Genomic DNA, 13,952 nt, shown 5'->3' with positions numbered 1-13,952 from the left:
CCGCTCGTCGCCGCGCCGAGTGCCCCGCCCCCGGTCCGCCACACCGCCCGCCGGCGCCGCTCAGCCCATCGAGTGGCGGTGTGCGGCCGTCCGGCCCGCCCCGGAGAGCGCCCACCCCCACCAGTGGTCCAGGATGCGCGCGGACAGCGCGTCCGCGCCGATCACCGCCGGCCACCCCACCGCCTCCGCCTGGGCGCTCACCTTGGCGCCGCCCGCCACCGGGTCGACGGCGATCACCGGGGTGCCGGTGCGCAGGGCGAGCACCAGGCCGTGCAGCCGGGTGGTGATAACCAGGTCGAGCCGGGAGACCAGGGCCAGGAACTGCTCGGCCGTGGCGCACAGCCGCCAGTCGTCCCTGGCGAGCCGGGTGTCGGCGGGCAGGCGCACGCAGTCCTTGGCGGCGAGCCAGCCGGTGAGGCGTTCGTTCACCCGCTCGTGCCTGCGGCGCTCCCCGTACTCGCCCTGGCCGTGCGACAGCAGCAGGCCGGCCACCGGGGGCAGCGCGCCCACCGGGGCCTCGGCGGCCAGGTCGCGCCGGGCGGGCGCCGGGGTGCCGTCCCGGGGCACGACCTCGTGGAAGCCGGTGACCGCCGGATCCGCCGGGTCGATCACGCTGACCCCGGCCGCGAGTCGCCGACAGCTCCCGAACTCTTGATGCAGCGCGGCGACTTGCGGCCCGTGCAGCGGGCCGCAGACGAACAGGAGGGTGTCGTACGCGCCCGGGTCCGCCGTCTCCAGGGACAGCGCACCCGGCCGGAAGCCGGGGCTCCAGGCGGTGTCGTGCCGGACGCCCGCCCGGTCCAGCACCGCCGACGCGTGCCGCTGCGCCAGGACGTCCCCGGCCGTCGCCTCGCCGTGGAGGAAGCTGAACCAGCCGGTGAGGAGCAGCCGCCGGGGTCGAGGGCTGGGCGGCCGCAGCAGGCGCAGCAGGACGTCCGGTATCTCGTCGTCCATGAGTGTCTCCCGGGGTGGGCGAGCGCTTGAGTCGCGCAAGTACCCGGAATTCAGGACAATAAGGTACAAGGTATGAAGCCAACTGGCACGGGAACACAACTGCCAGTGCCGTCCAGCCAGCGGCGGCCGATGAGGGCGGTCCTCCGGATCAGCGGGGACCCGGCCCCCACCGTCTTCCATCACAGTCCCGCTCGACGAGCCGGCGACGAGGCCGGCCGGGCCGCACACACGCGCCGAACGCCCGTTCCCCCCGGTGGCGTTCCGGGCGCACCGGCGAGCCCGGCGACGCGGATGACGTGGACTAAGGACGAGCCTCCATGACTGGTGAGACCCTCGCGGTGCCCTGGCGCCGTGCCGTCGTGACCGGCGGCGCCGGCTTCCTGGGCTCCCATCTGTGCGAACGGCTGCTGGATTCGGGCGCCGAAGTCGACTGTGCCGACAACCTGGTCTGCGGCCGGCGGGAGAACGTCGCCCACCTGGAGGGCCGGCTCGGGTTCCGCTACGTGCACTGCGACGTCAGCGCGCCCGACTGCCCCCGTCTGCTGCCGGGGCCGTACGACCTGGTCCTGCACTTCGCCTGCCCGGCGTCGCCCGCCGACTACCTGCGGCTGCCGCTGGAGACCCTGGACGCGGGCAGCCTCGGCACCCGCAACGCCCTGGCGATCGCCGGGCGCGACGGCGCCCGTTTCCTGCTGGCCTCCACCTCCGAGGTGTACGGCGACCCGCTGGTGCACCCCCAGCACGAGGGCTACTGGGGCAACGTCAACCCGGTCGGCCCGCGCAGCGTGTACGACGAGTCCAAACGGTTCGCCGAGGCGCTCGTCACCGCGCACGCCGGCGCCCACGGCACCGACGCCGGGATCGTCCGGCTGTTCAACACCTACGGACCGCGCATGCGCGCCCACGACGGACGGGCCGTGCCCACCTTCATCAGCCAGGCCCTGGCGGGTGAACCGCTCACCGTGACCGGCGACGGCAGCCAGACCCGCTCGCTGTGCTACGTCGACGACACCGTCGACGGGGTGCTGAGGGTGGCGGTCAGCCGTTCGGTGCGGCCCGTCAACATCGGCGGCGCCGACGAGATCACCATGGCGGACCTCGCCCGCCGGGTGGTCGCCCTGACCGGATCGCGCTCACCGATCGCGTTCGTCGACCGGCCCGTCGACGACCCCGGCCGGCGCCGCCCCGACACCGCCCTCGCGCGCGAACTGCTCGGCTGGTCGCCCCAGGTGCCCTGGGAGGAGGGCCTGAAGCAGACGATCGCCTACTTCACCGCCCTGTCCCCGGAGGAGCGGGCCCGGCCCCCGCGGGAGTCCGGCCCGCCACCGGGCGGACAGGCCCCGCACCCGGACGAGGAGCCGGCCACGCAGACCTGACCACGCCACCGCACGCCGCCCAGGAGACAGCGCATGCACGTCCTCGGTATCAACGCACTCTTCCACGACCCCGCCGCCGCCCTGGTGACGGACGGCAAGGTCGTGGCGGCGGCGGAGGAGGAACGGTTCTCCCGTCGCAAGCACGGCAAGCGGCCCCTCCCTTTCTCCGCCTGGGAACTGCCCGGTCTCTCGGCCCGCTGGTGCCTGGAACAGGCCGGCCTGACCCCGTCCGACCTGGACGCCGTCGCCTACTCCTACGACCCCTCGCTGGCCCGCCCCGCCGAACAGATGGGCCTGCACGACCCGTGGGACCACCTGCGCCAGGAGTACGCCCGCCGGGCCCCCGGCTTCCTCGCCGAGGCGCTGCCCGGCCTGGACCCGGCCAAGGTCCGCTTCGTCCCGCACCACGTCGCGCACGCGGCCTCCGCCGGACCCGTCTCGCCGTACCCGGACTGCGCCGTACTCGTCCTGGACGGCCGCGGTGAGTGCGGCTCCCACCTCGCCGGCCGCTACACCAACCGCGAGCTGACCGTCCTGGGCGCCCAGGAACTGCCCGACTCCCTCGGCCTGTTCTACGAGGACCTCACCCAGCACCTCGGATTCCTGCGCAGCAGCGACGAGTTCAAGGTGATGGCGCTGGCCTCCTACGGCACCCCGCGCTTCGCCGGGCGGCTGCGCGAGTACGTCGGGGCCGGCGACCGGGGCGGCTTCCGGGCCCGCCCCGTGCCCTGGGCCTCCCTCGTCCCGCCGCGCGAGGCGGGCGGAGCCTTCAGCCAGGACCACGCCGACCTCGCGGCCAGCGCCCAGCTCTGCCTGGAGGAGACCGTGCTCGCCCTGGCCCGGTGGCTGCGCGAACGCACCGGCGAGGACGCCCTCACCATGGCCGGCGGCGTCGCCCTCAACTGCGTCGCCAACACCCGCGTCTGGCGCGAGAGCGGCTTCCGGCACGTGTGGGTGCAGCCCGCCGCCGGGGACGCCGGCACCGCCCTGGGCGCGGCCGCGCACGTGGCCGGCCAGAAGGACACCCTGGAGCCGATGCCGACCGCCGCCCTCGGCCGCGGTTGGAGCGACACCGAACTGCGCGACTGGCTCGAGCGGGCCGCTGTGCCCTACGAGGAGCCCGCCGACATCGCCGAGACGGCCGCCGAGGCGCTGGCCGCCGACGGGATCGTCGCCTGGTTCCAGGGCCGCGCCGAGTACGGTCCCCGCGCGCTCGGCCACCGCTCCCTGCTGGCCCACCCCGGGCACGCAGCCAACGTGGAACGGCTCAACGCGGTCAAGGGACGAGAGGAGTTCCGGCCGGTCGCGCCCATGGTCCTCGCCGAACGCGCCGCGGAACTGTTCGACGGGCCGCTGCCCAGCCCGCACATGCTCTTTGTCCACGAGGTGGCGGCCGGCTGGAGGGACCGCATCCCGGCCGTGGTGCACGTCGACGGCACCGCCCGCATCCAGACCGTGGACCGCGGCCAGGAACCGCTGGTGGCCCGCGTGATCGACGGGTTCGAGCGGCGCACCGGCCTGCCCGTGGTGGTCAACACCAGCCTCAACACCGCCGGGCGGCCGATGGTGGACGACCCCCGGGACGCCCTGGAGTGCTTCGGCTCCGCCCCGGTGGACCTGCTGGTCCTCGGCCCGTTCGCCGTCCGCCGCGGAAAGGCCTTCGCATGAGCGCCGCCCCCGCCTACACCGTCGTCGTCCCGACCATCGGCCGTTCCTGTCTCACCGAGTGCCTGCGCGCGCTGGCCGCGGCCCAGGGCCACCCGCCGCACGAGGTGATCGTCGTGGACGACCGGCCCACCACCGACCCCGACACCGGCCTGCCGCTGGAGGCCGCCGGCCAGCTGCTGGACCGGGTACGGGCCCTGCACACCGGCGGCAAGGGCCCGGCCGCCGCCCGCAACGCCGGATGGCGCACCGTCCGCACCCCCTGGACCGTCTTCCTCGACGACGACGTCCAGGTGCTGCCGGACTGGTCCCGCAGACTCGCCGAGGATCTCCGGGCGGCCGGTGAGCACGTCGGCGGCATCCAGGGGCGGCTGCGCGTCCCGCTGCCGCCGGACCGCCGGCCCACCGACTGGGAGCGCACCACCAAGGGCCTGGAGGACGCGGCCTGGGCCACCGCCGACATGGCGTACCGGACCGCCGCGCTCATCCAGGTCGGCGGCTTCGACGAGCGCTTCCCGCGGGCCTTCCGGGAGGACGCCGACCTCGCCCTGCGCGTCGAGCGGGCCGGCTGGACCCTGCACCGCGGCACCCGCCTCACCCGGCACCCGGTCCGCCCCTCCCAGTGGTGGGCCTCGCTGCCCGCACAGCGCGGCAACGCCGACGACGCCCTGATGAGCCGCCTGCACGGACGCGACTGGTGGGCCCGCGCCCAGGCCCCCCGGGGACGGCTGCCGGGGCACGTCGCCGTGACCGGCGCCGCGCTCGCCTCCGCCGTCCTCGCGCTCGCCGGCCGCCGCCGCGCCGCCGCCGTCTGCGCGGCGCTGTGGACGCTGGGCACGGCCGAGTTCGCCCTCGCCCGGATCCGGCCCGGCCCCCGCACCGCCCGCGAGATAGCCGGGATGCTCGGCACCAGCGTGCTCATCCCCCCGCTCGCGGTACGGCACTGGCTGCGCGGAGCCGTCCGCCACCGGGGCGCCGTCCCCCTGGGAGGCGCCGCGTGAGCACGGCCCGGCCGCCCCTCTGCGCCGTCCTGTTCGACCGCGACGGCACCCTCCTCGCGGACGTCCCCTACAACGGCGATCCCGACCGGGTCCGCCCGCTGCCGGGCGCCGCCGAGGCGGTGGCGCTCGCCCGCCGCGCCGGGCTCGGCACCGCCGTGGTCAGCAACCAGTCCGGCATCGGCCGCGGCCTGCTCACCACGGAGCAGGTCCGCGCCGTCAACGAGCGGGCGGACGAACTCCTCGGCGGGCTCGGCGCCTGGGTGTTCTGCCCGCACGCCCCGGAAGCCGGCTGCGCCTGCCGCAAGCCCCGCCCGGGCCTCGTCCTCGCGGCCGCCGCCCGCCTGGGCGTCCGCCCGGACCGGTGCCTGGTGATCGGCGACATCGCCGCCGACCTGCTGGCCGCCCGGGCGGCGGGCGCGCGCGGCGTGCTGGTGCCCAACGCGGCCACCGCGCCCGCCGAGGTGTGGCGCTTCAGCGCGCAGAGCGCCCCCGACGTCCTCACCGCGGTGCGCGCGGCGCTGGGCACACCGGCGTGCGACGACCACGCCCAGGACGGGAGTCGGTTCTCGTGAAGGCGCTCGTCGTCCGGCTCGACAGCTTCGGGGACGTGCTCCTCGCCGGTCCCGCCGTGCGGGCCGTCGCCGCGCACTGCGCGCACGTGGCCATGCTGTGCGGGCCGCGTGGCGCCGAGGCCGCCCGGCTGCTGCCCGGTGTCGACGAGGTGCTGGTGTGGGAGGCCCCCTGGGAGGGCTTCGACCCGCCCCCGGTCGACGCCGCGGGCATCGGCGCGCTCATCGCGCGGCTGCGGGAGGCCGCCTTCGACGCCGCCCTGATCCTCACCTCCTTCCACCAGAGCCCTCTGCCGACCGCGCTCGTGCTGCGCCTCGCCGGCATCGGGCACATCGGCGCGGACAGCGCCGACCACCCCGGCCGGCTGCTGGACGTCCGCCACCGGCGGCGCCAGGGCCGGCACGAGACCGAGGCGGCCCTGGACACCGCCGCGGCGACGGGCTTCCCGCTCCCGCCCGGCGACGACGGCCGCCCGAGGGTCCTGCCGCCGCCGGACACCGACGCCCTGACCGGGCACGGCCCCTACGTGGTGCTGCACCCGGGCGCGACCGCCCCCGCCCGCGCCTGGAGTCCCCACCGGTGCGAGGAGGCGGTCGCGCTGCTGGCCGACGCCGGGCACCGCGTCGTCGTCACCGGCGGGCCGGACGAGACCGCCCTCACCCGCCGGGTGAGCGCCGGCCTGGCCGTGGACCTCGGCGGCCGGACCACCCCGCGCACCCTGGCCGGCGTGCTGCGCACGGCCGACGTCGTGGTGAGCGCCAACACCGGCCCGGCCCATCTGGCGGCCGCGGTCGGTACCCCCGTCGTGTCGCTGTTCGCGCCCGTGGTCCCGGCCGGCCGCTGGGCGCCCTACGGCGTCCCCGTCATCCTTCTCGGCGACCAGTCGGCGCCGTGCGCGGACACCAGGGCGCTGGTCTGCCCGGTGCCCGGCCACCCCTGCCTGGACGAGGTCACCGGACAGGACGTGGTGCGCGCGGTGCACAAGCTCATCCAGGAGCGGCAGTCATGAACATCCTCGTCTGGCACGTGCACGGATCCTGGCTCACGGCCTTCGTGCAGGGCCCGCACACCTACCTGGTCCCGGTCACCGAGGACCGCGGGCCGGACGGCCTGGGCCGTGCGGTCACCTGGGACTGGCCCGGCACGGTGCTCGAACGGACCCCCCGGGAACTGCGCGACGCCGGCATCGACCTCATGGTGCTGCAGCGTCCGCACGAGATCGACCTCGCCCGGCGGTGGACCGGCCGCCGGGCCGGTGTCGACGTGCCCGCCGTGTACGTCGAGCACAACAGCCCCGACGCCTCCCCGGAGCGCCAGCCCCACCCGCTCGCCGGGCAGACCCGGATCCCCGTCGTCCACGTCACCCACTTCAACCGGCTGATGTGGGACAACGGCAGGGCCCCGACCGAGGTCGTGGAGCACGGCGTCATCGACCCCGGCCACCGCTGGACCGGCACCGAGCGCCGCGCCGCGGTCGTGGTCAACGACCCGGTGCGCCGGGGCCGCACCACCGGAACCGACCTGCTGCCCCGGTTCGCCCGCTCGGCTCCGCTGGACGTCTTCGGGATGCGCACCGAGCCGCTCGCCGGACACCTCGGCCTGCCCGCCGAACGCTGCCGCGCCCGGGACCTGCCCCAGCGCGAACTGCACCGGGAGATGGCCCGCTGCCGGCTGTACCTGCATCCCGTGCGCTGGACCTCGCTCGGCCTGTCCCTGCTGGAGGCCATGTTCCTGGGCATGCCGGTGGTCGCCCTGGACACCACCGAGGTCCGCGAGGCGGTACCCGCCGGCGCCGGCGTGGTCTCCAACCGGCTCGACGTCCTCGAGGACGCCGTACGGACGTTCCTCGCCGAACCCGAGCAGGCCCGCCTGACCGGGCGGGCGGCCCGCGCCGCGGCGCTGGCCCGCTACGGAGAGCGGCGCTTCCTCGACGACTGGGAGCGCCTGATCAAGGAGGTCACCCGATGAGCCGCACACTGCCCCCGGCCGGACGCGTCGCCATGGTCTCGGAGCACGCCAGCCCCCTGGCCGCGCTCGGCGGACCGGACGCGGGCGGCCAGAACGTGTACGTGGCGCAGGTGGCACGGCAGCTCGCCAGGAAGGGGTACCGGGTCACGGTGTACACCCGGCGGGACTCCACCGGCCTGCCGGACCGGATGACCCTCATCGATGGCGTCCAGGTCGTGCATGTGCCCGCCGGACCGCCCGCGCCTGTGCCCAAGGACGAACTGCTGCCCCACATGGCGGAGTTCGGGGCCTTCCTGGCCCGGCAGTGGGCCGCCGACCCGCCCGACGTGGTGCACGCCCACTTCTGGATGTCGGGTCTCGCCGCCCTCACCGGGACCCGGGGCCTGGGCGTCCCCGTCGTGCAGACCTACCACGCCCTCGGCACCGTCAAGAAGCGCTACCAGGGCGCCGACGACACCAGCCCGCCCGAGCGCCTCGCGATCGAGGAGGCCGTCGGCCACGAGTGCGCGCGGATCATCGCCACCTGCTCCGACGAGGTGGCCGAACTGCGGGCCATGGGGCTGCCGGAGGACCGCGTCACGGTCGTGCCCTGCGGAGTGGACCCCGACCAGTTCGCGCCGTCCGACCGCCCGCGGACCCTGCCCGGCGGCCGCCGGCGGCTGCTCGCCGTGGGCCGGCTCGTGCCCCGCAAGGGCTTCGACCGCGCCATCCGCGCCCTCGCCGGGATACCCGACGCCGAACTCCTGGTCGCCGGCGGGCCCGAGGCGGATCTGCTGGGCGCCGAGCCGGAGGCGCGGCGGCTGCACGCCATCGCCGGCGAGTACGGCGTCACCGACCGGGTGACCCTGCTCGGCGGGGTCGGCCGGACCCGGATGCCCCGCCTGATGGCGGGCGCCGACCTGGTGCTGTCCCTGCCCCGCTACGAGCCCTTCGGCATCGTGCCGCTCGAGGCCATGGCCTGCGCCACCCCGGTCGTCGCGACCGCCGTGGGCGGCCAGCTCGACACGGTCGTGGACGGCACGACCGGCGTCCACGTACCGGCCGACGACGACCACCACCACCTCGGCGCCGTCGTCCGCGGGCTGCTGGAGGACCCGGACCGGCTCACCCGCCTCGGCGCCGCGGGCCGCGAGCGGGTGCTGGCCCACTACACCTGGGACCGCGTGGCCGACGGCGTGGCCCGGGCGTACGGCGCCGTGTCCTCGATGCCCTCGCTCTCGGGAGTCGTCCGATGAAGGGAGCCGTCCGATGAAGACCGTCACCGACACCGCTCACTGCGACGACCTGATGAAGGCCCTGGAGACCTTCCGCGACCAGGGCTCCCTCATCGAACGCTGGGGCGCCGAACTGGCCCGGCGGCTGAGCGCGGGCGGCCGGCTGCTCGTCGCGGGCAACGGCGGCAGCGCCGCCCAGGCCCAGCACCTCACCGCCGAGCTCGTGGGCCGCTACCGGGACGACCGCGCACCGTTCTCCGCGCTCGCCCTGCACGCCGACACCTCGTCCACCACCGCGATCGCCAACGACTACGGAGTCCAGGAGGTGTTCGCCCGCCAGACCGCCGCGCACGGCCGTCCCGGCGACGTGCTGATGCTGCTGTCCACCAGCGGAGCCAGCGCCAACCTGCTGGCCGCGGCCGACCGCGCGCACCGGCTCGGCATGACCGTCTGGGCGCTGACCGGCCGGGCCCCGAACCCCCTGCACCTGGCCGCAGACGACTCGCTGTGCGTGGACGCGCCGGTGGCCGCCACCGTGCAGGAGCTGCACCTGGTTGCGGTGCACATGCTCTGCGAGTCGTTCGACCAGGCGGTCGGACGCGGCGAGCCGGCCGCGGCGGAGCGTGCGGCGGACCGCCCGGCAGACGCCCGGGGCGACGGCCGGCCCGGCGCGAAGGGGCGAGTGGGCGGCCGGACGGAAGGCCAGGCGGACGGCGCCCGGCCGGACGGCCCCGGCGGCGCCGCGGCCCGCCCCGCCGGCCTGCCGGTGGGCCCGCGCACCGTGGGTACCCGGCCGCGTCGCGCGGAAGGAGACGCATGAACACCCCCCGCACCCCGCTGGTCGTCGTCGGGGACGCGCTGCTCGACCACGACCTGTGCGGCCGGGCCGAGCGGCTCGCTCCCGACGCGCCCGTGCCGGTGGTGCACGGCACCCGGCGCAGCTCCCGCCCGGGCGGCGCGGCCCTCGCCGCCTGCCTGGCCGCCGCCGACGGACGCCCGGTCACCCTCGTCACCGCCCTCGGCGACGACGGGTCCAGCGGCGTCCTGCGGGACCTGCTGGGCGGGCGCGTCGACCTGGTCGAGGTGCCGCTTGACGGCGAACTCAGCAGCAAGACACGGGTGCTCGCGGGAGACCGGCCGCTGCTCCGCCTCGACGACGGCGACGGACGCGCCCGCGGGGCGACCCGGTCCGCCGCGGCCGCGGTCCGCGCGGCGGGCGCCGTCCTGGTCGCCGACTACGGCCGGGGCACCGCCGACGTCCTGCGGGAGGCGCTGGCCGGCGCCGCCGCGCGGGTGCCCGTGGTGTGGGACCCGCACGTGCGGGGCGGTGCACCGGTCCCCGGCGTGAGGCTCGCCACCCCTTCCGCACCGGAGGCCCGGGTCCTCGCCGGGCGGCTGGACGACGGCGCCGGAGCCGAGCCCGGCGACGGGGGCGTGCTGCGCACCGCCGCCCGGGACGCCGGCGCGCTCGCCCGGGCCTGGCGCGCGCACGCCGTCGCGGTCACCCTGGGCGAACGCGGCGCGCTGCTGTCGCACGGCGAGACCCCCCTGCTGGTGCCGGCCCCGGCCACCGCGGCGGGCGACCCCTGCGGGGCCGGGGACCGGTTCGCCGCGGCCGCCGCCGGGCTGCTCGCCGACGGCGCGCTCACCGAGGCGGCCGTGCAGGCCGCCGTGCACGCCGCCACCCGGTACGTCGCCGAGGGCGGCGCCCGCGCGGTCGCCGTGCCCGAGGCGCCGGACACGCCACCGGAGCGGCCGGCCGGCGAGGATCCCGGGGCCGACGCCCGGCGCACCGCCGCGCGGGTGCGGGCCGCGGGCGGCACCGTGGTCGCCGCTGGCGGCTGCTTCGACCTGCTGCACGCCGGCCATGTAGCCCTGCTCCAGGCCGCGCGCCGGGCCGGCGACTGCCTGATCGTCTGCGTCAACTCCGACGACTCGGTGCGCCGGCGCAAGGGCGGCGGCCGCCCCCTGGTCCCGGTGGCCGACCGGGTCCGCGTGCTGACCGCGCTGGAGTGCGTCGACGCGGTCGCCGTCTTCGACGAGGACACGCCGGAACGCGTACTAGGCGAGCTGCGTCCGCACATCTGGGCCAAGGGCGGCGACTACGCCCGCACCCGGCTGCCCGAGCAGCCGCTGGTGGAGAGCTGGGGCGGCCAGGTCCTGCTGCTGCCCTACCTCGACGGCCGTTCCACCACCGGCCTGGCACGTCGCGCGGCCCTGGCGCCCGCCCGCACCGCGGGGCCCGCCCGGTGACCCGCGCGCCACGCCCGCCGTCCGGGGGGTCGCTCCGGTGAGCGCCGCCCCGTGCCCCCCGTCCGTGCTGGTGCTGCGCGCCCTGGGACTCGGCGATCTGCTCGCCGGGGTGCCCGCGCTGCGCGGCATCCGGCGGGGCTTCCCCGGGCACCGGGTGGTCCTCGCGCTGCCGCCCGGGCTGACCGGCATCGCCCTGTCCACCGGGGCGGTCGACGAGGTCTTCCCGGCCGAGGCGCCGGGCCGGGCGGTGCCGTCCCTCGCGCACTGGCCGGGGCCGCCCCCGGACGTCGCGGTCGACCTGCACGGCAACGGCCCCGAGAGCCGTGACGCGCTGGCCGCCCTGCGCCCGCGCCGCCTGCTCGCCCACGCCCTGCCGGACGCCCCGCCCTGGCAGCCGCACGTCCACGAACGGGACCGCTGGTGCGGCTTCCTGCGGGCCCACGGCATCCCGGCCGACCCCCTCGACCTGCGTCTGCCCGCTCCGGCCACGCCGTCCCCGGCACCCGGCGCGGTCGTGGTGCACCCCGGGGCCGCGTCCGGCTCGCGCCGCTGGCCGGGGGAGCGGTTCGCCGCCGTCGTACGGTGCCTGCGCGCGACCGGGCACCGCGTGGTGCTGACCGGCGGCCCGGGGGAGGACGCCCTAGTGCGGTACGTCGCCGAGCGCGGTGGCCGTCCCGCGTCCGACGTGCTGGCCGGCGGTCTGCCGCCGGCCGAGTTGTCGGCGCTGGTCGCCGGAGCGTCCCTGGTGCTCAGCGGCGACACCGGCATCGCCCACCTCGCGGTGGCCCACGGCACCCCGTCGGTCACTCTGTTCGGGCCCGTCTCCCCGCGGCTGTGGGGGCCGCCGCCCGGCGGCCCGCACCTGGCCCTGTGGAAACCGGGCCCGCCCGGAGACCCGCACGGCCGGAGCCCGGACGCCCGGCTGCTGCGCATCCACACCGGCGAGGTCGCCGCCGCCTGCCTGCTGCGGCTGCGCGGCCGGCCGGCCGGCGCCGCGGCGCCGGGAGCCTTCGGGACGGGGGTGACGGCGCGTGTGCGCTGACCGGGCCACCGAACCCACCCGCCGGACCACCGCCGGAGCGGACCCCAGGACCACGGTCGCCGTCATCACGCGCGACCGGTCCGAGAGCCTGCTGCGCACCCTGGACGCCCTGGCCGCCCTGCCCGAACGGCCGCCCGTGATCGTCGTGGACAACTCGAGCGACGACACCACCCGCAGGGCGGTGCACGGCCACCCCGCGGTCAGCCGCCTGCTGCGGCCGGCCGCCAACACCGGCGCCCTCGGCCGCAACCTGGCCGTCCGGTACGCCCGCACCCCCTACGTCGCCTTCAGCGACGACGACTCCTGGTGGACGGCGGGCTCCCTGCGGCACGCGGCCGACCTGCTCGACCGGCACCCTCGGCTCGGCCTGCTCGCCGCCCGCACCCTGGTCGGCGAGCGGGGCGCCGAGGACCCGCTGAACGCCGTGCTCGCCGCCTCGCCCCTGCCCCGCGAACCGGACCTGCCCGGCCGCCCGGTGCTCGGCTTCCTCGGCTGCGCCTGCGTCGTGCGCCGGGAGGCCTTCCTGCGCGCCGGCGGCTACCACCCGCTGCTCTTCTTCGGCGGCGAGGAGACCCTGCTCGCCTACGACCTCGCGGCCGACGGCTGGGGCCTCGTCTACGAACCCGCCCTGTGCGCCCGCCACCACCCCGGCCCCGAGGGACGCGACGGCCGCGCCGGCCTCGTACGGCGCAACCACGTGCTCACCACCTGCCTGCGCCGCCCGTGGCCCGTCGCCCTGCGCGCCGGGGCCGACCTGGCGCTGGCCGCCGTCGCCGCCCGGCCCGGCGCCCGCCGTGCCCTGCGGGAGACCCTCGCCCGGCTCCCCGCCGCCGTCGCCCGGCGCCACCCTCTGCCCCCGCACGTCGAACACGCCGCGCGCCTGCTCGACCGGCACCCCGACGGAGGGCCCCGATGACCAGCGCACACCCGCAGGAGGGCCCGGACGGCCGTACGACCGTGGTCCTGATCACCCACGACCGCCGCGAGGAACTCCTGCGCACCCTCACCCGCCTCCGGCGGCTCCCGGAGCGGCCCCGGGTGATCGTCACCGACAACGCCTCGGCCGACGGCACCGCCGAAGCCGTCGCACGCCACTTCCCGGAGATGACCCTGCTGCGGCCCGGCCGCAATCTCGGGGCCGTCGGCCGCAACCTGGCGGTGCGCCACGTCCGCACGCCCTACGTCGCCTTCTGCGACGACGACTCCTGGTGGGAGCCGGGCAGCCTGCGCCGGGCCGCCGACCTGCTCGACACCCGGCCGGGCCTCGCGGCCGTCACCGCGCGGATCGTCGTCCAGCCGGACGGCACCGAGGACCCCGTCGTGCGCGAGCTGCGCGAGTCGCCGCTGACCGGCCCCGGCTGGCTGCCGGGACCGGCGCTCGGCTCGTTCCTCGCCGCCGCCACCGTGCTGCGCACCGACGCCTTCCGGGCCGGGGGCGGCTTCCACCCCGGGCTGTGGCTCGGCGGCGAGGAGGAACTGCTCGCCTGCGACCTGCTCCGGCAGGGCTGGTGGCTCGCCTACGCCGAGGAACTCACCGTCCACCACCAGGCGTCCCGGCTGCGCGACAGCACCGCGCGCCGCGTCCTCGGGATCCGCAACACGCTGTGGTTCACCTGGCTGCGCCGTCCCCTGCCGTCGGCTCTGCGCCGCACCGCGCACCTGATGCGCACGGTGCCCCGCGACGCCGCCTCCGCACGCGCGTTCGCCCGCGCCACCGCCGGGCTGCCCTGGGTGCTGCGCCAGCGCGACCCGGTGCCGCCGGAACTGGAGCACCGGCTCGCCGCGCTGGAGCGGGCACGCCGGACGTCACCGGCCCGGCGGTATGTCGGATAGGCCCCGAGGCGGACGGGCGGGGACCGCGCGGGCGGTCCGGCAGGGGCGCCGGCGAGCACGGCGGCCCGCAGGCCCG

The 13,952-nt window shown here is 77.3% G+C and carries 13 protein-coding genes; 12 read left to right on the top strand and 1 reads right to left on the bottom strand.

Going from position 1 to position 13,952, the window contains the following annotated elements; all coding sequences use genetic code 11:
• Positions 1–60: 60 nt before the first annotated feature.
• Positions 61–954: a polysaccharide pyruvyl transferase family protein gene (locus ACFQ9Z_RS01810; protein WP_383009556.1), complete on the bottom strand. Its 894-nt coding sequence runs from the start codon at positions 952–954 to the stop codon at positions 61–63.
• Between the two features lie 317 nt (positions 955–1,271).
• On the opposite strand from ACFQ9Z_RS01810, the gene ACFQ9Z_RS01805 reads away from it, so the two are divergent.
• Genes ACFQ9Z_RS01805 through ACFQ9Z_RS01750 form a run of 12 tightly spaced genes read left to right on the top strand, consistent with a single transcriptional unit; the run spans position 1,272 to position 13,876 of the window.
• Complete coding sequence (locus ACFQ9Z_RS01805; RefSeq protein WP_383009554.1) at positions 1,272–2,330, top strand: NAD-dependent epimerase/dehydratase family protein; 1,059 nt, start codon at positions 1,272–1,274, stop codon at positions 2,328–2,330.
• A 33-nt stretch (positions 2,331–2,363) separates the two neighbouring features.
• Positions 2,364–3,998: a carbamoyltransferase gene (locus ACFQ9Z_RS01800; RefSeq protein ID WP_383009552.1), complete on the top strand. Its 1,635-nt coding sequence runs from the start codon at positions 2,364–2,366 to the stop codon at positions 3,996–3,998.
• On the top strand, positions 3,995–4,996 hold the full coding sequence (locus tag ACFQ9Z_RS01795) for a glycosyltransferase family 2 protein (protein ID WP_383009550.1): 1,002 nt from the start codon (positions 3,995–3,997) through the stop codon (positions 4,994–4,996). The genes ACFQ9Z_RS01800 and ACFQ9Z_RS01795 overlap by 4 nt, the downstream gene beginning before the upstream one ends.
• Positions 4,993–5,568, top strand: a complete 576-nt coding sequence (locus ACFQ9Z_RS01790; RefSeq protein WP_383009548.1) for a D-glycero-alpha-D-manno-heptose-1,7-bisphosphate 7-phosphatase — start codon at positions 4,993–4,995, stop codon at positions 5,566–5,568. The genes ACFQ9Z_RS01795 and ACFQ9Z_RS01790 overlap by 4 nt, the downstream gene beginning before the upstream one ends.
• Positions 5,565–6,575 carry a glycosyltransferase family 9 protein gene (locus ACFQ9Z_RS01785; protein ID WP_383009546.1) on the top strand — a complete coding sequence of 337 codons (1,011 nt, stop codon included), beginning with the start codon at positions 5,565–5,567 and terminating at the stop codon, positions 6,573–6,575. Before ACFQ9Z_RS01790 ends, ACFQ9Z_RS01785 begins: the two co-directional genes overlap by 4 nt.
• Positions 6,572–7,534 carry a glycosyltransferase gene (locus tag ACFQ9Z_RS01780; protein WP_383009544.1) on the top strand — a complete coding sequence of 321 codons (963 nt, stop codon included), beginning with the start codon at positions 6,572–6,574 and terminating at the stop codon, positions 7,532–7,534. Before ACFQ9Z_RS01785 ends, ACFQ9Z_RS01780 begins: the two co-directional genes overlap by 4 nt.
• Positions 7,531–8,769, top strand: coding sequence for a glycosyltransferase (locus ACFQ9Z_RS01775; protein ID WP_383009542.1), 1,239 nt, complete (start codon positions 7,531–7,533; stop codon positions 8,767–8,769). The genes ACFQ9Z_RS01780 and ACFQ9Z_RS01775 overlap by 4 nt, the downstream gene beginning before the upstream one ends.
• Before the next feature lie 13 nt (positions 8,770–8,782).
• Positions 8,783–9,568 carry an SIS domain-containing protein gene (locus ACFQ9Z_RS01770; protein WP_383009540.1) on the top strand — a complete coding sequence of 262 codons (786 nt, stop codon included), beginning with the start codon at positions 8,783–8,785 and terminating at the stop codon, positions 9,566–9,568.
• Positions 9,565–11,001, top strand: a complete 1,437-nt coding sequence (locus tag ACFQ9Z_RS01765; RefSeq protein ID WP_383009538.1) for a PfkB family carbohydrate kinase — start codon at positions 9,565–9,567, stop codon at positions 10,999–11,001. The genes ACFQ9Z_RS01770 and ACFQ9Z_RS01765 overlap by 4 nt, the downstream gene beginning before the upstream one ends.
• 37 nt (positions 11,002–11,038) lie before the next feature.
• The gene (locus ACFQ9Z_RS01760; protein ID WP_383009536.1) at positions 11,039–12,043 is read left to right on the top strand and encodes a glycosyltransferase family 9 protein; all 1,005 of its coding nucleotides are present in this window, start codon (positions 11,039–11,041) and stop codon (positions 12,041–12,043) included.
• The gene (locus tag ACFQ9Z_RS01755; RefSeq protein ID WP_383009534.1) at positions 12,033–12,959 is read left to right on the top strand and encodes a glycosyltransferase family 2 protein; all 927 of its coding nucleotides are present in this window, start codon (positions 12,033–12,035) and stop codon (positions 12,957–12,959) included. Before ACFQ9Z_RS01760 ends, ACFQ9Z_RS01755 begins: the two co-directional genes overlap by 11 nt.
• A complete protein-coding gene (locus ACFQ9Z_RS01750) occupies positions 12,956–13,876 on the top strand; it encodes a glycosyltransferase family 2 protein (RefSeq protein WP_383009532.1) in 921 nt (306 codons plus the stop codon). The genes ACFQ9Z_RS01755 and ACFQ9Z_RS01750 overlap by 4 nt, the downstream gene beginning before the upstream one ends.
• The last annotated feature ends 76 nt before the right edge of the window (positions 13,877–13,952 follow it).

The organism is Streptomyces sp. NPDC056580, from assembly GCF_042793175.1.
Lineage (GTDB): Bacteria > Actinomycetota > Actinomycetes > Streptomycetales > Streptomycetaceae > Streptomyces.
The sequence above is the reverse complement of the archived record's forward strand: the minus strand, read 5'-3'. Positions and strand labels throughout refer to the sequence as shown.